The organism is Pseudoalteromonas peptidolytica, from assembly GCF_012641745.1.
Classification (GTDB): Bacteria; Pseudomonadota; Gammaproteobacteria; order Enterobacterales; family Alteromonadaceae; genus Pseudoalteromonas; species Pseudoalteromonas peptidolytica.
On the sequence record NZ_WEHZ01000010.1, the window covers coordinates 102,795 to 126,158 of the forward strand.

Genomic DNA, 23,364 nt, shown 5'->3' on the forward strand with positions numbered 1-23,364 from the left:
TTCCTCTCAAATAACGCATATTTCACGCAGAAACTGCAAAAATATCTTAATCAAAATAATCTGTCATAGAGTAAATTATTTTAGTACCCACTTTATGAACATGAAAAGTGTAAACTAAATGTGTATACTATCTCAAGGCAAAAATAGAAGAATTCGATATAACTATCATTTTTATTATCCGTGACCGTTGAGATAACACCCCGGCTTTCTGGGGCAACTTTTGCCGCGAGTACATATGACTCGGACAGCGCCTTCAAGCCCCCTCTCAACCCACTGAATATTCAAAATTTTTGCAACCCTCAATAACTGCGTTTTCATATGGTATGGCACAACACTTGAGCCTCCATAACTGATACACGCTTGCTGTAGCTCTCCCACTAAAGTGTCTGCATCTATACCTTGAGCCCGAATGGCAGGATTTAAGTCAAGACCTGCGCAGAGCACCCTAGGACGATTTGCCACATCTGTGATTTTCACTGATTCACAGCAATATAACCTTGGCTTGCCATTAACATTCAGAATAGAAAGCTGGGCACTGGCGGCATTACTATCATCATGGAACTTTCTGAAGACGGCCCAATGCTGACAAGGATCGGCAACGCTGCGCATATTGCCCCACGGTAATGGGATCCCATTGCCTCGGTATACTGCTTTTAGCTTTCCAGCCTGATATGCGTCAAAGTAGTGCCAATGCGGGTAAGGTGATACGGAAGTCATCCGACGCATTGCTACTGACGCAGAAATCCCCAACGACTCATGCACACGAACATCATACCCTCTACTTTCAAGTAGCTGTCGAAATGGCGTGCGAGGGCACAGCAGTGCCCCAGCGAAAAAACTTGATTCAAAGTCTTGCCAAGCACCAAGAATATCCTGTGCATTTGGCGTATCGTGGTCTGGGTTGTCACTATTCTTACGGCTTTCTCCTGTACTTAGTACACAGTCTAGTCCCTCATTATTGTGTAGCACTGCATGACCAATATGAACGGCTAAGTCATATTTCATCCTCGCCGGATGGGATTGCAGTATGCGATTTATAAACACCACATTTGGCTCTTTAAAGTAGGAAGTCACAATTCCCTCATTGAGACTTCCTGATTGCTCGAACCACTCTACCTTTCTTCCCTTGGCCAGTAAAAGAGACATCAGATCTTCACAACTTAAATATAAATTTTTACCGCCAACTTCATCGGCTACACGCTCCAAATCTGGAAAATGATTTTGGTGATGCTCTTGATGGGCACGGATCAGAAGGTGCGCAAACTGCCTACCACTAATACCAGCTTGAGAGAGCATTTCTGGAATAGCGATTTGTAAAATGTCTTTCTCAAATAAAAAATTGGGCTCTAGCGCCATACCCACGATACCACCAGAGCTGCCCTTATCAGGTGCAATCTCAGGTGCCTCAGGTTGACTATCTAAAAACCACTCAATCGGCTTTTGAAATACGTTAGAGAAGTTTTCTAGCATCGCTTCGCTTGGCGTACGCTGACCCCGTTCAATCATGGATAAGTATGAAACGGATGGTGCACTACTCGGGTCTTGCTTAACACACCTTGCCGATAAATCTTCCAAAGTTAGGTGGTTACGCTTTCTTAAATTTCTTATTTTCGTACCCAAAAAGTGAGATTTTCGAATTAAACTTGCAGCTTTTGCCATTATTTCACACCCCTTTTTGTGAAATTCACACTGTGAAATTCTTTTTGTGAAATTATTTAGATATTTAACTTACACTCAAGATGTATACAAAACAACCAGAATATATTTCCCAATTTATGACAACATGAACAAGAGAGGTGGATCATGGCAGCGCAATTACAACCGCATACAGAGCAACTAATTGACGATACGAAAGCGCAACAGTCAATGCTGGCAAAACAGTATCTTGATGAACAGTGTCCTTTAGAATTTGGTTCACACATGGAGGTGACAGACTATGTGATTTACTACAACCACCTGCTTGCGTTTTTTGCCAACGGCACCCATTGTGGCTTAAAAAAGTGTAGCCAATTCGTCGCGCTTTGCGGTCACCGTGAAACGCCGGAAGTTATTTTGTTAAAGCAAGACGATGGCTTACATATTGAAGTTACCTTCAATCGCTGCGGAGCACTTGGCCAATTTGATAATGCACATATCGAAGATATCATCGTTGAAACACCATTGGCATCTGTGGTTGGGAAAAAGACTAAAACCCAGCTTCAAAAGCTGTGGATGAGCTTTTATCATGGTGTGCAACAACCCGCGGGAAGAGCCTGCTATCGTGCCAAAAATGGGGATGATTATGAACTTTGAGTAAACACTCAATGATTTGTAATCAAATCGCTCAAACATTCAGTAAGTTTTAAGCTAAGCTAATTAAAATACCGCTCTTTTTCCGACTGAGCACATGACGAAATTGCTTAATTTTCTAAAAAACATTAACTGGATGCTTTGGGCGCTCATACTTGGTATTTTTGCTGGTTTAATTTTCGGTGAACGGTTATCATTTTTAAAGCCTATCGGTACAGGTTTTGTGAACCTGATGCAAATCACTATTCTTCCTTATATCGTCGTCAGCCTCATCGTGGGGTTGGGGAAATTTAATCCAGAACAAGTTAAAAGCATTCTTGCAAAAGCGGCGCTAGTCATGCTCTCTATTTGGGTGATAGGTCTTGCTGTGATCTGGTGCTTTATTATGACATTACCAGCGCATGATGCTGGCACCTTTTTCTCCCCTGCGCTGGTTGCAGCAGCGCCCGAAATAGACTTTGTAAAACATTATATTCCCTCAAACCCTTTTGCTTCTATGGCAGAAGGTAATGTACCGGCCTTAGTCATATTTTGTATCGCTCTGGGCATGGCGCTTATTTCTAACCAAAAGAAGAACCGGTTACTCGATGTATTAGAAGTCGTCGGTCAAGGTCTGTCGGTCATTTCGAAGAAGATCATAGCCATCTTCCCTATCGGTATTTTTGCTATGACAGCAAGCACGGCAGGCACGATGAGCGCTGAAGAACTGTCTGAATTACAGGTGTACTGGGTTGTGGTTTTATGTGTCGGCGTGTATTTGATGTTAGTGCTGCTCCCTATGCTTGTTGCCGCACTCACCCCTGTAAAGTATCGCGACCTCATCATGGTTATGCGCAATGCGTGGATCACCGCATTCAGTACCGGCAACGTTTTTATTGTATTACCAGTGATCACCGAAGGGATAAAAGACCATTTACGCAAAATCAAGCAAAGCGATGAAAACTCTGATCACATTGCTGAGGTGCTCGTACCTATCGCTTATACCTTCCCAAGTTTAGGTAAGCTAACTACCTTAATTTTCGTCTCTTTTGCAGCATGGCTTACCGGCAACCAAATCGGCTTCGAACAAATCCCTAATGTGTCTTTGTCGGCGATGCTGAGTTACTTTGCGAATGTGCATATTGCTATTCCCTATTTACTGGATATTTTACGCGTTCCCGCAGACACTTATCAGCTGTATCTCTCTATGTCTGTACTGACTGCCAAAGTGGTTTCTCCTACCACTGTGGTATATATCTTTGCTTTTGTATTTTTGTGTATTTTTATCAACCGTAAACAGCTCCACTTGAAACGAGTACGATCAGTTTACTATTTGACCTTACTATCTGCTTTACTCCCGGCATTTATGTTGTTGAGTTTTACAGCAAATAATTACCTCGGCAAACAAACTAAGTCGGCAGATGAAGCGATTGCAAATATGGTGATTTCAGATACTGTGCCAGCGCATGTACTTAGCTATGTACCCAAGGCATACCAAAGCGGTGAATTATCACTTACCAATATTGATGTGATCAAAAAGCGTAATCTACTGCGTGTTGGATACCTCGTTGATAATGTTCCGTTTAGTTACTTCAATCAAAAAGATCAACTGGTCGGTTTTGATGTCAGTTTGGCTCATAGATTGGCATCTGATTTGGGAGTACGAGTTGAGTTTATTCCATTTAAAAAACCGCAATTAGCAACCTACCTTAATAAAGGCTATTTTGATGTTGCAATGTCAGGTCTTGAAATAAATATAACTGACTTACAGAATGTACGTTTTAGTGACAAAGTACTGGAATTACAACTGGCTTTGTTAGCAAAAGATCATGATTTAAAAAGATTCACAGACAAGTCCGCATTACTTACTTTGGAAAAGCTGAAGCTTGCACATATGGAGTATGCGCCAATACTCAAACAATTAGCCCTGCAAAACCCAAAAGTGCAAGTATCCAGTATTAACAACCTACAAAGCTATTTCGAACATCCAGATCAATATGACGCTTTGGTGATTAGCGCTGAAGCTGGCTTTGCTTGGAGTATGTTTTACCCCCAGTTTGGGGTTGTAGTACCAAAGGGTGCTGACTTGAAATATCCCGTAGGCTTTGCAGTGGCAAAACGCAATCAAGACTTACTCAGTTATGTTAATTCTTGGCTTACTATTCAGCACACCAATGGCCATATCGATAAGACCTACGATTATTGGATTTTAGGTAAAGGCAGTATTCAGAAACAGACCCGATGGTCTTTAATGGATGAGCTGGAAATTGACCCCAATACTCTTATAGAGAAAATTAAGTTTTAAAAAACGCCATCAGTTAACGCGTTAACTGATGGCAAATCTACTCACTGGGCGAGCTAGCTCTTAAGCTCTCTCTAACCTTAGAACACCCCAAAAATAAAACAAGTTAATAACAAAAAACTAATAACAAAATAGATAGATTCAAGTGCGGCTATTTATTGTTCAATGTAGTTGCTTGTGATACCGTTAACTAAAATTGTATCTATAATAAGGATAATAATAATGACATCAGTATACTTACGTCAGTTGATAGGTGCTCTGGTTGCGACTTTTCCGTTGTTTAGTGTCGCATCTGTAGATGACAACAATCAGCAAGTGATTGAACGTATAGAAGTCATTGGCGAAAAGCCTCAATATGTCTTGAAGCTCGAAATGGAAAGTGCCAAAAAAGACTTTTATGATTTGTACAACAAGTTTGCTTCGGATGATTCATTCAAGACTAAATGTGATAAAAAGCCGCGACATGGCAGCAAAATAAAATCATTCAAATGCGAAACTCGATTCACAAAGGAAAGTTTTCACAGCCTCACCAAGCAGCACATACAGCTTAATATCCAAGACTTAAAAAACCCCGCTTATTCTTTAAAGTATCTCTCCATGCCTGATGCTTCAGATGTTCGTTCAGTCACTAACACCAAAAGAAAGGCACAAAAAGCCGACATCCTAACGCAGATCAATGAAAACCCAGAGCTAAGAGCGGCATTTGAACGATTTGCCAAAAAGTATGATGCGTATGAAAATCGCTAACTAGGCTGATGTAATGGCTCATTCCGTAAACGAGAGTCGCTCCCGAAGGCCACTACTGCGACTCACTGTGCGGTTCATACCACTGAGTAAAACCTTATATTGTGCAACTAATTCAAAGTGTTTTTTAGCTCGAGTAATACCGGTGTAAATGAGCTGCCGATTAATGCCCTGCTGAGCGCGTTGGATTGGAGGCAAGATCATCGCGGTATGAGCGAACTCAGATCCTTGAGACTTGTGTATTGTCATTACATAAACTCGGTCAAAGCTCGGTAATCTCGCAGGGTAAAAGCGCCTCACGTTACCTTGTTCATCTATAAAGGAGGCCTGTAAGTCTCCTTGCTCATCTCGCAGAATAATACCGATATCTCCATTAAAAAGTTTCAGCTGATAATCATTTTGCGTGATCATAATCGGCATACCAACATAAAAACGACCTGTAGGCTGGATAAGTCCCATTTGAGCGAGCTTAAGTTCAATTCGGCGATTTAGTTCGTTAACGCCATATGGCCCTTCGCGTACGGCGGCGAGCAGTTGATAACTGGCAAATTCACTGTGTATATACGCTTCGCTTTGTGAGCTATTAATTGCCTCAAGATAACATTTATAATGTGCTGCTGCACGAGTAATAAGCGCATTATAAGCATCGCTATTGAGTTCATGTAGTTGCAGATCAGCAAAGCCTTGCTTAATCACTGCGTCTAATTTTCGTTTATTGTTGCTATTTACCGCATATGCCAGTTGGCCAATACCACTATTACTATCGAAACGGTGGCTTTTTTGTAAAAATGCGAGATTGTCCTCAAGCATAAATTGGGCAGGTTCATGACCGCCTTTTGGTAACGCTTGCCTACTTAAGCTGGTCAATTTAGTGCTTAGTTCATGGCTATAGTTAGGCACTTGCCCCAGCGTTAAATTCTCACATAAATCGCTAAGTACATTGCCTGTATCCACCGATGCCAACTGGTCTTTATCGCCAAGCAGAATCAACCGAGCATGTTTTGGTAACGCATCCACCAGCTTTGCCATTAAAGACAAGTCAACCATAGAGGCTTCATCAACAATCAGTACATCCAAGTGTAATGGATTATCTTGATTGTGACGGTAGTGCAAACTATTCGGGATCACACCGAGCAGACGGTGAACCGTTTGCGCTTGCTCTGGAAGTAGCTCGGCTAAATCAGAAGGTAAAGTAAGTCTGGCTTTTGCACCAATAATAGACTCGCTTAGCCTAGCCGCAGCTTTACCCGTTGGTGCGACGAGTTTAATCGTGAGGGGTGCACGTGCATACAGTGCCTGCAAAATCGCTAATAGCTTAGTGACTGTGGTCGTTTTGCCAGTTCCGGGACCACCCGTGATCACACAAAAGCGCTTTACAACTGCCAGCGTACAAGCCACTTTTTGCCAGTCAAGCTCGTCTGTTCCCTGTTGCGGTGGAAAGTAGAAGTCTAACAAGCTGCTGAGTTTTTCTTCATCTAATGTAACCTGAGCTCTTGCTAGTGTCTCAAAATAACCGGCGAGTTTCGCTTCGTAATTAGCTAAACGAGCCAAATAAAGCTTACTGCCGTAAAGCCTGAGCGGTTTATCCTCACCAATAGCCGGGTGTTGCAAGAGCGCCTGTACTGTCATGGTCGTATTTATAAAAGGTGACAATGCTTGGCTGGCATCTTCAACAAGATAGTTCAGCTCAAACGGGTCTTGCAAATTAATCTCTTCGAGCGCTAAACAACTATGCTGGCGTGAGTGCGCAATTAACAACAACAAAAAGACATATAAATAATCATCTAGGCGCTGTTCATTCAATAACTTAGCCAGCGCTAAATCGGCTTTTCCTATACGTTTATGCTCTACTAATAGAGAGATAAAACTATCATGGTCAAAGGCATCAAAGTCCATACTTAATTGACTCATACCGACTCCTCAAACAACGCATCCAATTGTAACACTTGCTCTACACTCAATTGATTAAAGAAAATACCTTGGTTATCTGGAAGCGCGCGCAAAAACAGATAATAGTTCCCACCTAGATGCTGCTGCACTTGGTAGTCAGGTAGGCGTTGCTTTAATAATCGGTGCAGCGCAACGGTATAAATCATATATTGTAGATGGTATTGATGAGAGGACATCGCCGCACTTAAGTTATCATGTTGATAATCGTCTGAACTATCACCTAAATAGTTCGATTTATAATCGAGAATAAAGAATTGCCCTTGCCATTGAAATATCAAATCAATAAAGCCTTTTAGCATGCCTTTTACATCATCAAAGTTTAAAAATGACTTTTGCCCGGTAATATCACTCAAGATCTTGTTAAGTTTCATGGCACTGAGAGGCTTTAAAGGCAAATAGAATTCCATTTCAACGATACAATGTTCTGGTTTAAGCTGAGCAAGTTGTAGTTCAGTATGAGGAAGTAGTGGCGTAGCTAAGCTACTAGCTATCCACTGCTCTGTAGGAGTTTGCCAGTCATCGGCAATACCATATTTGTCCAACGATTTGGCTACCGCCTCTGTGAGCGTGAGTTTGTCGTCCCCTTGTGGCACATGCGGTGCTGTAAAATCAATCAGCTCAAAAATTTCGTGCAAGCAGCTTCCAGGTTTTGCCCCTTTTGGAAAAGTATAGGCATTCTTTTCCCTTTCTTGGCGCTGCTCGGGTAAATCGAGTAAATGGTTTTCATCTACTGCGCCAGCGGGTTTATCACCATGGTGGGTATGATAACTAAGCTGACTAAAGCTGGTAGTACGCCAGTGCCTTTCTATGCTACCGGTAAATACTTTGGCAGTCAGTCGCGATGGCGCTTCATTTGCCGAGGTGGTAATAATTTGATTGGGGTATTGCGCTTGCTCTACCAAAGTGAAGGCCATTGCTGTGTGTGTATCACAAAGCTGTGATAATTCTCTTTGCCATTCATTTTCCGTATCAAACGTCTGCGCGCCAAATAACACAAAGCCCAGCGCAGTTTTATGAAGCGCCGATTTTTTACTTCTGCCTTGCTGTATGTCGTATAGACCCAATTCACAGTAATGCACTGCTCGGGTGAGCGCAACGTAGAGTAAACGAATATCCTCAGCTAAGCGCTCTTGTTCAGCACTTTCTTTCGCTTCCTCACCCGCATCAAGGTCAACAACGAGCTTTCCTTCTTGATGGTACACACAGGTATCTGATTCTCGATAGCCCAGCGCAAACGGCATAAAAACAAGAGGATATTCCAGCCCTTTTGAAGCGTGCATCGTCACTATCTTGACTAAGTTAGCATCGCTCTCTAGTCGAATTTGACTGCTATCACTTTGCGCATTATTCAATTGTGATAAGAACCAGCGTAACACTCGACCGCTGCCATCCAACTCCAGCTGCTTATGCTGTAACAGCTCTGCCAAGTGGCGAAAGTCTGTGAGCCAACGCTCAACTTCAATCCCCTTTTGCCGCCAAACAACAGGAAGCTCACATACGCAAAGCAGGTGCTCTAACATCGCCATCGCACCAGAGCGATACCACAACTGAGTTAACTCACTAAATAGCTGCAAATAATGCTGCCACTCTTGTTCGTTAAATTGCAATTCAAATAATGCACGATGCTCAAGGTTAAACAAAGGCCCAGCAAGCACACCTCTAAGGGCAGCCTCATCATAGCTACCATGCAGCACTTCTAATAACTGATACAAGGCAGTAGCTAACGGCTGGCTAAACACACTATCTCTGGCAAGATAAACACTGGCAACACCACGCTGGTTTAAAGCACGTTTCATTAAACTGGCTTCAATACGGTCACGTACCAAAATACAAATATCGGCAGGTACCACTGGCTCTTCACCAATTTTAGCAAGCCCTGCTTGTCCTTTTTCTATCAAGGCTGCAACTTTCGCAGCAAACGCTTGGCTCAACCCCGCTTGTGCTGCGCTTTTATTGAGAGCTTCATCGCCATTGGGCAGTGCACTAAAACACAAGGCGGTGTGTTTTTCACCGTTAATGGTAAAGCGTGCATCCTGCGCTTTGCCTTTAGCACTGACTTCAATAAAGGGGATGTCTTGGTTATAGATAAAGCTGTTTGGGTGACGCGTGAAAATAGTGTTTACCGCAGCCACAACATCACTGTCAGAGCGATAATTGGTGGCTAGCGTAAATTGGTTGTGACTTGCAATCCCTTTTTTAGCGCCAATGTAGGTGAAAATATCTGCCCCTCGAAAACCATAAATTGCTTGCTTTGGATCGCCAATCATTGTCAGAGCGGTATGCTCACGCTTGTAAATTTCACTAAAAATACCGTACTGCACAGGATCGGTGTCTTGGAACTCATCGATCATAGCAACAGGATATTGCAGCGCTATCTTCTCACCCAGAGCTTCACCGCTATCACCTAGCAATGCTTGATGTAACTGTTTCAATAAATCGTCAGGAGAAATTAGTCCATATTCTTCTTTGTGTACACGTAGCAATGCACTAACCTCAGTTACTGCTTGGCGCACCAAGGCAATATTGAGACCACTACTCACTAAATGATGTAATTCAGCTAAGGTATCAAAATGGCGAATGAGTTCATGCTGCAAAGGTGTAGTATTCTTTTTATACTGTTTAGGATCAGCTAAGCTTTCGCTGCCCCACAAACCAAAGGAGTGATTGCTAGAACCAAACTCAAACCACCACTGTTCACTATTTACATAGTCTTCAAGGGCTTGTAAATTTGCCTTTCGACCAGGCGCACGATTACCTGCCAAACCTGCATTTTTAAGTACGTTAAGATAATCCGCTTTGACTATCTCAGCCTTTAACCAAAGCGCTAGCGTTTGGTACTTTTCGCGCGCGGCAAACACCGCATCTAACGACATCGCAGGTTTAATATCAGCGTTTTCTTTGCTAAGTAGTGGCTTGACTTGCTTGGCAAGTGCATAAGGCGTAGCAAATTGTTCGACCACCGCTTGGGTCTTTTCTTCGTCTAGAGGGTAAACAAAACGCCGCCAATGATCTGCCATTGCAGCTTCAATAAGTTCACTTTCATCAAGAATAAACTCTAGGTTAAATGCCACTTTAGACTCAAAAGCATGTTGCTTTAACATTCTTTGACAAAAGCCGTGAATGGTGAAAATCGCTGCTTCATCCATCGATTTAGCCGCCGCATCGAGTAGATCAAAAGCCCGCTTTTTATCTGTAACTTGAGCTAAAATTGCGGCTATCAAATCATCGTTAACTATTTCACCAAGCAATACATCTCTGGCCTGGATGATACGTTTGCGCACTCTGTCTTTGATCTCTTGCGTCGCGGCTTCAGTGAAAGTAACCACAAGAATTTGTTCAACACTTAATGGAGTGGTTTGCTCACCCGGTGTGCGCAAACCAAGTAAGTAGCGCAGATAAAGGCCCGTGATAGTATAAGTCTTTCCTGTGCCGGCACTGGCTTCAATAAGGTTTAACCCACTCAGCTGCATAGTGACGGGATTAAGTATTTCCATGAGCCACCTCCGTTGCAGTCTTTAATATCGGCTCAAGTAGAGCGAGGCTTAGTTCACAAAAGCGCAACTCATGAGTAGAGAGATCATTAAAGCAAAGCTGTACATAGGGATCCTCCCCCTCGCCACGACCAATATATTGCGGCTTAAATTTACTCGCTGCTTTTTTGAGGTCTTGTGTTTTGGCAAACTCCATGCTGGTATTTGCAAAAAAAGGAACTGGTTCGCTAAGCGCTTGTTTATAAAACGCTAGCCACTGTTGTAGATATTCAAGTGATTGCTGCTGTCCCTGCACAGCAAATTTAATGCTCTGATCTAGACCCACAATATAAGTCGTCACTTCCTGCCCTATCGCACAAGCAGCACAGTGGTTTAGAAAGCCCTTAATCAAATCTTTAGCCTTAATACTGGCGCTGCGGTAATACACTTGGCGATTTTCATATAAACTATCGAGCCATCCCACTACAATATGACTATCGAGGTGCAACTTGAGCTCAATGGGCTCTTTAGCTTCACAGAGTAAAGGAGTCAGTACTCTCGTCATAGGCTCAATACGCATCAAAAGCCCATCTAACTGAAGTTTACCTATGTTCGCTTGTGGTAATGACCCCCGCTGCAAAATTTGCTCAATATTGAGAGGTTTTTGTCGCAGTTGTGCTTCAAGAACTTCATCCAGATATTGATAGCGCTCCAAGGCATTTAATGCAAATGGTTCCTCGTCTGGAGCAAGTGCCTCTATGGGCTTTAGTTTTACACCAAGAGATTGCTGATAAAATAACTTTTGTGGTTCGCAGACTCCGCGTAGCAAATCACTAAACTCAATTTCGGTATCCAGCGGCACCTCAAGCGGCGCGTCCTCAGTCTTATTTTCAATCGCTGTATGTTGCCATAACCAGGTTTTATTATAACTTTGCAGCGAACCGGCTTTAAAATGTTCGGGATTGAATGGTTGCAATGGCAGCTGTTGCGTTAATCTAGATACGACAGGCTGCTCAGACGTATCCTCAAAATAAAAGCTACGCGCCAGATACTCAGCCAATTCACTGACCAATACTGAGGGCACTTGCACTTCATTATTGAAGCATGACCGACCGATATAACTGATATAGAGATTTTCTCTAGCACTTAGTAGCGCCTCCAAAAATAGATATCTGTCATCTAACTTTCGCGAGCGGTCACCTTTTCTTCGTGTTGAATGAGCAACTAAATCAAAGCCTATGGGCTGCACCGTGCGGGGATAGTCCGCATCATTTAATCCAAGCATGCAAACCACTTTAAATGGAATTGCCCGCATCGGCATCAGTGTACAAAAATTAATAGCGCCAGCTAAAAAGCGTTGTCCTACTCCCTTCTCTTTTACACCTTGTTTGACCAAGTAAGCCAATATCTTTGCCGACACAGGCTCTTGAATATCACCATTCTCAAAATGCTTTTCAATATTTTCGATGATCTGTTCAAGCTTGAGCAAATCCCAACTCTGCTCTGACTCAGCAAAATAAAATAGTGCCATTGCTTGACGCAAAATGGTGGCAAAATGCGCTAACGTTTGCTCCTTACTCAGGGCTTGCTTCAACCATATCAAAGCATCAATAAAACCGATCAGCTTGTTTAGCACAGCCACCGACATGCCTTCAACTTCATCAGCTGGGTAAATTGACGCAAACGAGGTAAGCTCGTCGTTAGTCGCAACACCTAAAAGCAATCTGTTTAGACCATGTTGCCATGTGTTTAACGATATTTTAGGCAGCCCATACTCATACTTATGCTGCTCGTTCAAGCCCCACTTTACGTTCACCTGCTCAAGCCAATAGCGGATCAAGTCAAATTCATGTGCTTCTAGGTCAAACTGCTCCGCAATCGGTGCCACCCCCAACAAATCTAAAATGTCAGACACACAAAAGCGATTATGAGTTAGGTCGGTTAAAGTAACAAAGGATGTAAGTATAGGTCGCTCTTGTTCAATCGCTAAATCCGAGATCGCGTATGGAATGCGAATTGCTTCATCCGTACTATCAAAAACAGCTTTAATGAAGGGTGAGTAGGCACCAACATCAGGCATCATTACGATTACATCTTTGGGGGTAAGTGTTGGGTGTTGCTCAAAAAGATTCAGTAAATAATCATGTAACCGTTCCACTTCACGCAGTGGAGTATGGCAATCTTGAAATACTAAAGTGCGGTCATGCGCTGGAATTGGTAATTTGCCTTCTTCAGAGACAAACCAGTTTGGATCGGCAGTTAATGATTCACCCTTAAATGCCAATTGGTAAATTTCTCGCTGTACCAGACCCAACAGATGATCGTTAAATTCACAATCAAAGCCATCAATCCAACTCGCGTCTAACTGTAGTAGCTGTTCAAAGTAATCTCGCCCCAGTTTCCCCCACGACGATAATAGCGGATTACCAATGTAATAATACTCACCATCTTTCGCTTCAAGCTCAGGCATTTTGGCATATTTTGCTGCAACTTTGGCCTGTGTTTTTTCATCAACCAAATCCCCCCAATAATGTTCACTGGGATTGAAAAAAAACAAAAATACATTGGTTTTCTTACCAAGCGCTTGGAAGATCTCTAGCTGGCTTGTCGCAATGGCCGACAGTCCAAAAATACAGATCCGCTCTGGGAGTTGCTCTGCTTCAATGTGATCCAATGCCTGTAACAATTGCTCATGCATGTTAGCGCGATGATATGGGCTTTGCTCAAGCTTAGTCACGTGATTTACCAAGCGCCGCCAAAGATGTGGCTGCCAAGGTGCAATAGCAGCCACATCAACGTCTAGGAGACTATCGTGACCTTGTTCCCAAAGCTCTATCCACTCAGGTCTGTACATCAAATATTGGTCAAATACGTCAGCAATTTTTTCGCATAACGCAAATAGTTTGATTCCTGAAGGGTCTTCCCCCAAATAGCGTTTTAACGCAACGTAATTTGGGTTGTCAATGCAAGTAGGTAATATCGTAAAAAGCTTCCAAGCCATGTTACCTTTATTAAACGCGGACTCACTTGGCACATCGTCGATAAAACGTTGATATAACTTCCAAATAAAACTGGAGGGTAAAGGAAAATCTACTTGTGCGCTGATCCCCAAGTGCTGACTCATACCAAGTTTTAACCACTCGGACATACCCGGAGACTGTACCAATACAGTTTCTTTGGCAAAAGGATTGGTAAGCGGAGCGGATTTTATCAACGTGCAGAGTTGCGCCTGCAAGATTTCCATTCGGTTTGATTGAATGATGTGTAACATGTTGTCTGCCATGCAGTTTAACGCTAGGTTAAGTGTATCTGAATCTCCCTGTGAGCGGTAGTAATAGCACCTTTTAGGCTGTTAGGTGCATATAAAAACGACATACTCAATGCTTTATACTATTAAGAGTCACTAGAACAGATCAATATCCGTGTTACCTTCTGGTATTTCTATTTTATGCTCTGAAAGAAGTGCTTCATAAAAACATAGCATGTCACGCCCATTTTCTTTAGCGTAATATAATGCTTTATCCGCATTTTCTAAGACCGTAATGGGAAAGTCATAAGGGCTTATTCGAGACATGCCAACGCTTACTGTTAGCTTTTTCACGAACGGAAAATGTGTACTTCTGACAAGATCCATAAACTCGTCCATTTTCGCTTTTATCGAGTCATAATCGGTCGGTTCAAATACCAGCACAAACTCTTCACCACCGAAACGAAAAAGTAAATCAGTAGAGCGAAAAAACTGGCGCATACGCTGAGCAAGCAAAAGCAAGACTTCATCTCCGCATACATGACCGTAGTTATCATTCACTTTTTTAAAGTGGTCAATGTCCATTATCGCAAGCCAAGATGTCGCCCCTTTATGAATTGAGCGCACGTCACCATGCCATACGGTTTTATGCTGCTTTATAACTTGCTTTTCAATGAGCTGCTTTATGCGCTTTTCAAAGGTTTGACGATTGAGTAGACCTGTCAGCTTGTCTCTCTCGTTTTCATGAAGAATAGTGAGGTAGTTTTCGAAAATACGGCAAAACGCATTCAATAGAACCTGATCAGAACTCGACAGACCGTTACTCACTACGGCAATGGCACCGACGGGCTTATCGAGCAGACTAATAGGCACCCAGCGACGCTCGGTACCGTCCTTTGCCTGCACTGTGATAATACATGCTGACTGCAAACAAGAAATAAGCTCTTTATCAGGCTCTTTTATCAAGCTTCTTTCTTCCCAATCAAACTCTTTATCAGAGAGCTTTCTCAGCAATAAGCTTCTTTCTATTGTTATCTCACCAGGTACAAGTAGGTCTTTAAAAACAGCGACCTCTTCACACCCTATAAACTCTTGAATGGTTGATACCAAGCTATATTCGAGAGAATCAACATCTCGCGTTTTTGTGATTTTGATAACTGAATTAAGTAAATCTTCTTGCATGTTTGGCGCACTCACAACTACTCTGCTTGCGTATTATTACATAACTGGTGAACAAATAAACCGAAAAATACGCCTTTATTCGTACCAATGTTAATAATAAAGCTCTAAGCAGTTGAATAATGATTAGCAAAATATTGAGTTAACAGCCTACCTCACTCAAAAAAACAGAGCTCCTATATTTAATACCATAGGTGATAGCATGTCGGATATGCGTTAAGCTTATGCCACAAATAAAAAAATGCCAAACGTAAGGGTTCGACATTTTTAGAGTTGATTCCTTTTTATTGACGAAAATCGTCGCCTCTTTATTCTAGTGACGCCAACATAGACTCGTTATATTCCACGAGTACTTCTCCTGCTCTTACCTTTTCAACATAGTCTCCATTTGCAATAAAAGGTCGGCCAATTGCTAACAAGTCAAATTGGTCGTTTTCAATTGCTTTAGCACCAGTTTCCGCTGTATAACTGCCGACTCCTACAAGAGTTCCATCGTATACTTTGCGTAAATAAGCAGATGCACGTCCGTCTAAATAGTCAAACTCCATAGCGTCATCAAAAATACCAAGATGTAAATAAGCAAGATTACGAGCGTTCAATTCGGTGATTAAGTAATCGAAAACGGCTCTGTCTCTTTTATCGCCCTCCATATTAAAGTAGGCACCAGGTGACACTCGTAAAGCAACTCTGTGCGAACCAATGCGCTCAATCACAGCATCTGTTACTTCCAGTGCAAAACGGCTCATATTTGCTGGTGTTTCACCGTACTCATCTGAGCGCTGGTTTGCTGCATAGTGTAGAAACTGATCAATCAAATACCCATTAGCACCATGGATTTCAACGCCATCAAAACCCGCTTCAATGGCATTCTCTGCCGCCTTTGCATAATCATCAACTAACTGCTTAATGTCTGCTTTTGTTGCCGCTTTTGGAGTTTGATAAGTCAGCTCACGCATTCTAGGAACAGAGCCTTCAATACCAATTGCAGAAGGGGCTAGTACTTCTCCATCAAAAAAATGCGGATGCGCAACGCGCCCCACATGCCATAACTGCGCAAACATTTTACCCCCTTCAGCATGCACAGCTTCTGTTACTTTTTTCCAGCCCGCAATTTGCGCTTGAGTGAACAGCCCTGGAGTATTCGGGTAACCTTGGCCATCAGGGCGAATAATCGTCGCTTCGCTAATGATCAAACCAGCTCCTGCACGCTTGGCGTAATATTTCACCATATCGGCTGTTGGCACGAGTTCATCATCAGCCATACAACGCGTTAGAGGTGCCATTAAAATGCGATTGTTCAATGTGATGCTGTCGTTGAGAGTTAGCGTCTCAAAAAGTACTTGGGTCATTTGGGGATCTCCTTTTTTTGAATATACATTCAAGATATGTATTCTTGAATCATTATTCAAGTAATTTCCTTTCTTTTATTTTTATTGCTACCATCAAACCCAATGACATTTGTTATAATGGCGGCGGAATTTGTAGTTGATAGCCATAGGTATGCAATGAGAACAGCAGAGTTTAATAGAGAATCCGTATTAAGAAATGCAATGCAAGCATTTATGACATACGGTTACAACAAAACCAGTATGCCCAAACTGACTGAAGTCACTGGGCTACACCCTGGCTCTATTTACTGTGCATTTAAAAACAAAAAGGGGTTGTTACTTGCTGCAATAGAACAATATCAGGCAGATAGACGAGCGCATTATCAGCAACTATTTGAAAACAGTACAAGCCTTCGCTGTGCACTTGAGCGTTTTTTGCAAGATCTAACCAATGAGTGTGTTGCCGACGAGTCAAAAAAAGTGTGCTTATTGACTAAAACGCTCAATGAAATTGGTGAACAGGATAAAGAGATCCAAAGTGCACTAAGCACCCACTTGCAACAGTTTGAATCGTTGATAAAACAGCAGTTTTTGACTCCATGGCCTGATAGCGAAGTCATGAGTGAGGAAGCTGCAACGAACAAAGCACGATTTTTTATTATGTGTGTTTACGGTATTCGAACATACTCTGCAACCCAATGTAACAGCGCTGAATTGCAAGCTCTCGCTGATCAAACCTTAGCCGCTTCCCTTAGCCCTTGATAAGTAGACCAAGCTGATGTACCACCGTGCCAATATCCATTATCAGCAATTTGACTAAAGGCTTTGTATAATACGATTTTTATACTAGTTATCTTTGTTACGCTGTCTATTTTGAAGGCGAGAAGACCTTGCTGCTAACTCCGCTCCCCCCTGTTGACGCTGAGCTCACTATACCCATGTAGGCAGAAAAAACTTCTTATTTACTTGTTGTAAATAAGAAGTTTTTAACGCTGTTAGCGTCAGATTTACGCCTTCAAATTGAGCAATTATTAAAATTAATTGGTGCTAGTCGCTGTTTGCTAATATTAAGCGGGAAATTTTGTCACCTCTCCTTTTAATAGTATTAATTATCCACAGCACTGATAAGAGTGGCATTACATTTACCATTGTTGAACCGACTTACTCTGAGGTAAAATAGTCTTTCATTTACCATGAGCTTCGAACATGAATCGCAAAAAGAAAATTTACGAAACACTAAAGAAAAAAGACAAGCGTGCAAATGCTAAACTTCATAAAAGCAATAAGCCACGCTACATCTCAAAAGCTGAACGTGAGAAAATTGCAGCCCAACAAGATGCCAATGAAGCATCAAATAGTGACGAGGGCGAGCATTAATTGCTCCAGTTTTATATCAGTTGGTCTAACAGATTATGCTAACGCTCCGAGAGCCGGAGTATTAAACACACAACTTTTCCAAAATACCTTTGTTCGGTGCCTGTAATACCAATTTTCTTAATTAAGTGGTCTATTTAGAGGCGAGAAAATCTTGTCAAGTCGACATGCAGGAGCACGCATTGAATTTGAGAAAGTATCATCGTTGGTGATTAAAACTCAGTTTTAGACTTTTGCGACTAAAAAAGAGTGTAAGTGATATAAGTGATTAGTTCTAATCAGGAAGAATGGCGGAGAGAGAGGGATTCGAACCCTCGATACGCTACAAACGTATACACGAGTTCCAGTCGTGCGCCTTCAGCCACTCAGCCATCTCTCCGCACTGAATTGCGGGGCTAATACTATGAAAAGCCTCGCACTTTATCAAGTAGTTTTTTACTTTTTGAATTTATCTGGCTATAAATCCAACTACTTTGGTATTGAAGCTGAAAAATCTAGCATACGATTTAACGAACGTAGCGCACCTTCACGCAGTTCCATATCAACAAAGACTTCTTTTCCTTTTGGACTGATAAGTGCTTCTTCAATTGCTTGTAAGCCGTTCATTGCCATCCAAGGACAGTGTGCACAGCTACGGCACGTTGCACCTTCACCAGCGGTGGGCGCTTCGAAGAACTCTTTTTCTGGGCAAAGCTGCTGCATCTTGTAGAAGATGCCGCGATCTGTCGCTACGATAAATTTTTGATTCGGCATTTCTTGTGCCGCTTTAATTAACTGGCTTGTCGAGCCTACTGCATCTGCTAAATCTACAATTTCCGCAGGTGACTCAGGATGAACAAGCACAGCAGCATCCGGATGAAGCTGTTTCATGTCTCTTAGCGCTTTAGTTTTGAACTCGTCATGAACAATACAAGCGCCATTCCACATAATCATGTCCGCACCGGTTTTCTTTTGGATATAAGAGCCTAAGTGCTTATCTGGTCCCCAAATGATTTTCTCGCCTTGTTCGTCAAGGTGCTCAACAATTTCAAGTGCACAAGAGGACGTTACGATCCAATCAGCTCTTGCTTTTACTGCAGTTGAAGTGTTTGCGTAAACAACGACTTTTCTATCTGGGTGCTGATCGCAAAATGCTGAAAATTCGTCAATTGGACAACCGACATCTAACGAGCAAGTTGCATCAAGTGTTGGCATAACAACTGTTTTGTGCGGCGTTAAGATCTTTGCTGTCTCGCCCATAAAACGAACACCGGCAACAATGATCATATCCTTGTCTTCTTGCTTAGCACCAAAGCGTGCCATTTCTAAAGAGTCGGCCACACAGCCACCAGTTTCTTCAGCAAGTGCTTGGATCTCAGGATCTGTATAATAATGGGCAACGAGTACCGCATTTTTTTCAACTAACAGCGCTTTGATACGCGCTTTATACTCTGCTTTTTCTTCGACGGTAAGAGGGGCAGGTTTTGGTGGGAAGATATAATCTTCCGGCATAATACGTTCAGCTAGACTCATTTCTCAACCACTAGTCCACATTGCATAATTAGATGGAATTATACGAAAAATAGCGTATGAATCCTAGCGATTGTTTAACTCAAAGTGACGAGTTTAAGGAAGTAATTTGAATAATATATGAAGCTTGTGAGAATGGTGGGTCATGATGGACTCGAACCATCGACCAATGGATTAAAAGTCCACTGCTCTACCAACTGAGCTAATGACCCGCTCAAGCATTTAAAATGCGAATGATGCTTTTTAAGAAAAAGTTTAGCTCATCTTCCTGATTTACACTAAAAGATAAGTTTTCAAGCTTATAAAGTGGTGGGTCATGATGGACTCGAACCATCGACCAATGGATTAAAAGTCCACTGCTCTACCAACTGAGCTAATGACCCGCTCAAGCATAAAAAGTGCCATTAATTCATCCTGAATGAGTGTTCCAACTCGTCGTCCTGACTCGTGTTCAAAAGCTGCGAAGCGAAGCTTCGGTCTTTTTCACCCAACTGAGCTAATGACCTGCTCAAATGTGAATTCTAAAGCTTATAACGTGGTGGGTCATGATGGACTCGAACCATCGACCAATGGATTAAAAGTCCACTGCTCTACCAACTGAGCTAATGACCCGCTCAAATATGAATTCTAAAGCTCATAATGTGGTGGGTCATGATGGACTCGAACCATCGACCAATGGATTAAAAGTCCACTGCTCTACCAACTGAGCTAATGACCCGCTCAAATACGAATTCTAAAGCTTATAAAATGGTGGGTCATGATGGACTCGAACCATCGACCAATGGATTAAAAGTCCACTGCTCTACCAACTGAGCTAATGACCCGCTCAAATATGAATTCTAAAGCTTATAACGTGGTGGGTCATGATGGACTCGAACCATCGACCAATGGATTAAAAGTCCACTGCTCTACCAACTGAGCTAATGACCCGCTCAAATATGAATTCTAAAGCTTATAAAGTGGTGGGTCATGATGGACTCGAACCATCGACCAATGGATTAAAAGTCCACTGCTCTACCAACTGAGCTAATGACCCGCTCAAATATGAATTCTAAAGCTTATAAAGTGGTGGGTCATGATGGACTCGAACCATCGACCAATGGATTAAAAGTCCACTGCTCTACCAACTGAGCTAATGACCCACTTTACACAGCAGTTTTTTGTTACCAATCGCCTGCTGCGGGCGCTTATAATACTTATTTAAATTTTGAGTGCAACTGAAATAGCTAGTTTTTTTCACTTTTTATGACTAAGCGCCTAATTTTAAGGCACTCAGCTCAAAAAGTGATAATTACATCTTAGCTAAACGCTCTGTTGCCAATTTTGCAGGAGTCGTACTTGGATACTCTTTAATCAATTTATTTAAGAGCGTTTTGGCTTCAGTTGTTTTACCTTGCTCATTAAGTATCGTTCCTAGCTTTAACATAGCCTCTGGGCGCTTGTTTGACTCAGGAAAGTTCGTTACAACTGTCTCAAAGTGAGATTTTGCATCGCTACTTTTCGTTTTAATTAAGAATAGCTGCCCTAGCCAATAATGCGCATTAGGAACATAAACTGAATTTGGGTATGTCTGTAAAAAACGTTGGAACTCTGGTATCGCGGCATCATAGCGCTTATCCTTCATGATCATGTTTACTGCACGATCATAAGCTTCATTCTCAGACAAATTACTACTAAACGCTTGTTCAGGGGTAATATCTGTTGTCGCGGTGCTTGTCTGAGACTGATCATAGGCCTGACTAACCCGGTTTTCAATTTCCTGATAGAGCTCACGTTGACGTTGCAAGACTTTTTCCAGTTTATAGCTTTGTTCTTCAGTTACACCACGAACTTGACTTACTTCCTCTTGCAACAGGTTGAGTTGCTGCTGGAGCTCTGCTTGTAGCAGGTTTCGGGTTCTCATCATACTTTCTAATTGAGAGATCCGTTCTTCAATTGTTTGATCTGAATTTGCAGCTTCTGAAACAGGAGCGGGAGCAGCCCAAACTTGGGCGCTCCCGCTCATGAGAAAGAATGCTGCCAAAATAGTATTCGGCTTCATAATAACTCTTTCTTAGTACACTAATACCGCACGACGGTTTTTAGCAAATGCTTCTTCTGTACGAGACTTAACCATAGGCTTTTCTTCACCGTAGCTCACGACTGAAATCTGGCTATCTGAAACACCTAAGCTTTGCAGGTACTTAGCAACTGACTTACCGCGGCTTTCACCAAGAGCAATATTGTACTCAGGTGTACCACGCTCATCCGCATGACCTTCTACAAGAACTTTTACACTTGGGTTTTTAACCAAGAAGTCAGCATGTGCTTGAAGTAGCTCTGCATATTTGCTTTGAATTGTAGATTTATCAAAATCAAAGTAAACAATTTGCTCTTGGCGTAACGCTTCATATTTTTCGCGTAGCTTCTCTTCAGCCGACTTTTCGCGAGACATTGTGTTTACGTCTACAGTGTTGCTCTCTGTGGTTGCCGCTCTGTTACTCTCATTAGCCGCACCTTCGTCAACACTTGAAGAAGAGCTACATGCTGCAAGTGTCATCACAGGCAACGCGACCATTAAAGCTTTTAAAGTTTTGTTAAGTTGCATCGAGTATGTTCCTATATCTTTATAAATCTAACCAGCAAAATTACTGTAAAAACGGCGACCAGGCTGGTGCCTTAACCTGACCGTCCAAGACCGGTAGTCTTGCCTTGAAACGGCCATCCATAGACACCAATGCCAATACCTGCTTATTATTGTGCAAGGTGCTGTATATTATCATTGAACCATTTGGCGCGATACTCGGAGATTCATCTAATCTCGTACGAGTCAACACTTGAAACAGCCCGGAATCTAATTCTTTTTTAGCAATATGGTAACGGCCAAGTGTACGGTTTACCATTATCAAACGCTTTCCGTCTGGAGTAATGGAGCCCGCTAAGTTCATATCACCGTCGAATGTAACTCGCTTAGACCGACCAGATTTTAAATTTAACTTATAAATCTGAGCATTACCACCCCTTTCAGATGTATACACAATTTCTTGTCCATTTGGATGCCAAGACGGTTCAGTATCTATACTACGGTGGCGTGTTAAGCGCGTTTCTTGCTTGGTTTTTAAGTCTATCAAGTAAACTTCTGTTGCACCGCCTGCATCTTTAGAAAACACAGCTAGCAGTTTGGTGCCATCAGGCGAAAATTGTGGAGCACCATTAATGCCAGGATAGCTTGTAATAAGTTCACGCTTTCCGGTATAGATGTCCTGAATATAAATTTGTGATTGACGGTTTTCAAAAGTGACATAAGCAAGTTTATTCGCATCTGGTGACCAAGCTGGTGACATCAGTGGCTCTTTTGAGCGTAGTAATACTTGCTCATTGTAGCCATCATAATCGGCAACAACTAACTGATAAGGTTTGTCTTGTTCATCTCGAACAATGATATAAGCAATCTTGGTTCTAAACGCACCTTTTTCGCCGGTCAGTGCTTCATAAACAACATCGCTTATCTGATGAGCATAGTTTCTAAACCCACTGGCGTTAATAATGCTTTGACGTCCTTCAAGTACATGATCGTCGCTCTGCATCAAGCGGCCATTTGACATGATACGCGTTTCACCACCTGTCAACTGTGCTCTTATCACATCAATAAGCTCATATTTTACCAAATAACGTCCTGCAGATTGTTGCGTCACTGTACCAACAACCACAGCTTCAACGCCAGCATCAACCCAAGCGGCATAATCCACTTCAGTATCTGTCGTTGGTAATTGTGGCATATTGCTTTCCGCAATCGGTTTAAACTTACCACTGCGCATAAGATCTGCTGAAATTACCTCAGTTAAACTTGAGGGCATCTCCCCTGTACCATTGTATTTAAACGGTACAATTGCGATAGGTCTAGCACTGTCCACCCCTTCGGTAATCACTATCTCCAACGCGGCCTGCACGTAGTGTGAAATACCAAGGGTTAAAACCAGTAATAAGGTTGAGAACTTTTTTAACATGTTCGTC

At 42.3% G+C, this 23,364-nt stretch carries 15 protein-coding genes and 9 tRNA genes; 5 read left to right on the top strand and 19 right to left on the bottom strand.

Translation table 11 applies throughout. The features are described 5' to 3' along the window. Positions 1-174 precede the first annotated feature (174 nt). On the bottom strand, positions 175-1,659 hold the full coding sequence (locus tag F9Y84_RS08770) for a DUF3612 domain-containing protein (RefSeq protein ID WP_147390387.1): 1,485 nt from the start codon (positions 1,657-1,659) through the stop codon (positions 175-177). Between the two features lie 144 nt (positions 1,660-1,803). Here F9Y84_RS08770 and F9Y84_RS08775 point away from each other — a divergent pair, with 144 nt between their 5' ends. The 3 genes from F9Y84_RS08775 to F9Y84_RS08785 all read left to right on the top strand — a co-directional run bounded on the left by F9Y84_RS08775 (position 1,804) and on the right by F9Y84_RS08785 (position 5,317). Then, complete coding sequence (locus F9Y84_RS08775; protein WP_147390386.1) at positions 1,804-2,292, top strand: aldolase/citrate lyase/malate synthase family protein; 489 nt, start codon at positions 1,804-1,806, stop codon at positions 2,290-2,292. Between the two features lie 94 nt (positions 2,293-2,386). Beyond that, the gene (locus F9Y84_RS08780; protein ID WP_125252837.1) at positions 2,387-4,573 is read left to right on the top strand and encodes a cation:dicarboxylate symporter family transporter; all 2,187 of its coding nucleotides are present in this window, start codon (positions 2,387-2,389) and stop codon (positions 4,571-4,573) included. A 219-nt stretch (positions 4,574-4,792) separates the two neighbouring features. Continuing rightward, complete coding sequence (locus F9Y84_RS08785) at positions 4,793-5,317, top strand: hypothetical protein (protein ID WP_125252836.1); 525 nt, start codon at positions 4,793-4,795, stop codon at positions 5,315-5,317. Positions 5,318-5,335: 18 nt separating this feature from the next. Here the strand turns inward: F9Y84_RS08785 and recD are convergent, their stop codons facing one another. The 5 genes from recD to F9Y84_RS08810 form a co-directional block, all read right to left on the bottom strand. Then, positions 5,336-7,225: an exodeoxyribonuclease V subunit alpha gene (gene recD, locus F9Y84_RS08790; protein ID WP_147390385.1), complete on the bottom strand. Its 1,890-nt coding sequence runs from the start codon at positions 7,223-7,225 to the stop codon at positions 5,336-5,338. Beyond that, positions 7,222-10,758 (bottom strand): exodeoxyribonuclease V subunit beta, encoded by a 3,537-nt coding sequence (recB, locus tag F9Y84_RS08795; protein WP_147390384.1) that lies wholly within the window; start codon positions 10,756-10,758, stop codon positions 7,222-7,224. The genes recD and recB overlap by 4 nt, the downstream gene beginning before the upstream one ends. Continuing rightward, positions 10,745-14,005: an exodeoxyribonuclease V subunit gamma gene (recC, locus tag F9Y84_RS08800; RefSeq protein WP_167508282.1), complete on the bottom strand. Its 3,261-nt coding sequence runs from the start codon at positions 14,003-14,005 to the stop codon at positions 10,745-10,747. The genes recB and recC overlap by 14 nt, the downstream gene beginning before the upstream one ends. A 132-nt stretch (positions 14,006-14,137) precedes the next feature. Then, positions 14,138-15,163 carry a GGDEF domain-containing protein gene (locus F9Y84_RS08805; RefSeq protein ID WP_147390391.1) on the bottom strand — a complete coding sequence of 342 codons (1,026 nt, stop codon included), beginning with the start codon at positions 15,161-15,163 and terminating at the stop codon, positions 14,138-14,140. Positions 15,164-15,468: 305 nt separating this feature from the next. Then, complete coding sequence (locus F9Y84_RS08810; protein WP_147390382.1) at positions 15,469-16,509, bottom strand: alkene reductase; 1,041 nt, start codon at positions 16,507-16,509, stop codon at positions 15,469-15,471. A gap of 156 nt (positions 16,510-16,665) precedes the next feature. Between F9Y84_RS08810 and F9Y84_RS08815 the strand changes: the two genes are divergently transcribed. After that, positions 16,666-17,250 carry a TetR/AcrR family transcriptional regulator gene (locus F9Y84_RS08815; protein WP_147390381.1) on the top strand — a complete coding sequence of 195 codons (585 nt, stop codon included), beginning with the start codon at positions 16,666-16,668 and terminating at the stop codon, positions 17,248-17,250. A 444-nt stretch (positions 17,251-17,694) separates the two neighbouring features. Beyond that, positions 17,695-17,865 carry a DUF2986 domain-containing protein gene (locus tag F9Y84_RS08820; RefSeq protein ID WP_125252830.1) on the top strand — a complete coding sequence of 57 codons (171 nt, stop codon included), beginning with the start codon at positions 17,695-17,697 and terminating at the stop codon, positions 17,863-17,865. Positions 17,866-18,150: 285 nt separating this feature from the next. On the opposite strand, the gene F9Y84_RS08825 is transcribed toward F9Y84_RS08820, so the two are convergent. The 13 genes from F9Y84_RS08825 to tolB all read right to left on the bottom strand — a co-directional run bounded on the left by F9Y84_RS08825 (position 18,151) and on the right by tolB (position 23,357). Further along, a tRNA-Ser gene (locus F9Y84_RS08825) sits at positions 18,151-18,241 on the bottom strand. 89 nt (positions 18,242-18,330) lie between these two features. Further along, positions 18,331-19,374, bottom strand: coding sequence for a quinolinate synthase NadA (nadA, locus tag F9Y84_RS08830; RefSeq protein ID WP_125252829.1), 1,044 nt, complete (start codon positions 19,372-19,374; stop codon positions 18,331-18,333). 133 nt (positions 19,375-19,507) lie between these two features. After that, a tRNA-Lys gene (locus F9Y84_RS08835) sits at positions 19,508-19,583 on the bottom strand. Positions 19,584-19,678: 95 nt separating this feature from the next. Next, a tRNA-Lys gene (locus tag F9Y84_RS08840) sits at positions 19,679-19,754 on the bottom strand. A 153-nt stretch (positions 19,755-19,907) separates the two neighbouring features. Then, positions 19,908-19,983: transfer RNA gene (locus F9Y84_RS08845), tRNA-Lys, on the bottom strand. 30 nt (positions 19,984-20,013) lie between these two features. Beyond that, positions 20,014-20,089 (bottom strand) — tRNA-Lys (locus F9Y84_RS08850). Positions 20,090-20,119: 30 nt separating this feature from the next. Further along, positions 20,120-20,195 (bottom strand) — tRNA-Lys (locus F9Y84_RS08855). Positions 20,196-20,225: 30 nt separating this feature from the next. Beyond that, positions 20,226-20,301, bottom strand: a tRNA-Lys gene (locus tag F9Y84_RS08860). Between the two features lie 30 nt (positions 20,302-20,331). Further along, positions 20,332-20,407: transfer RNA gene (locus F9Y84_RS08865), tRNA-Lys, on the bottom strand. Positions 20,408-20,437: 30 nt separating this feature from the next. Then, positions 20,438-20,513: transfer RNA gene (locus tag F9Y84_RS08870), tRNA-Lys, on the bottom strand. 149 nt (positions 20,514-20,662) lie between these two features. After that, positions 20,663-21,412 (bottom strand): tol-pal system protein YbgF, encoded by a 750-nt coding sequence (gene ybgF / locus F9Y84_RS08875; RefSeq protein WP_147390543.1) that lies wholly within the window; start codon positions 21,410-21,412, stop codon positions 20,663-20,665. A 12-nt stretch (positions 21,413-21,424) separates the two neighbouring features. Beyond that, the gene (gene pal / locus F9Y84_RS08880) at positions 21,425-21,958 is read right to left on the bottom strand and encodes a peptidoglycan-associated lipoprotein Pal (protein WP_125254369.1); all 534 of its coding nucleotides are present in this window, start codon (positions 21,956-21,958) and stop codon (positions 21,425-21,427) included. A 40-nt stretch (positions 21,959-21,998) separates the two neighbouring features. Next, positions 21,999-23,357: a Tol-Pal system beta propeller repeat protein TolB gene (gene tolB, locus F9Y84_RS08885; protein WP_125254370.1), complete on the bottom strand. Its 1,359-nt coding sequence runs from the start codon at positions 23,355-23,357 to the stop codon at positions 21,999-22,001. Between the last annotated feature and the right edge of the window lie 7 nt (positions 23,358-23,364).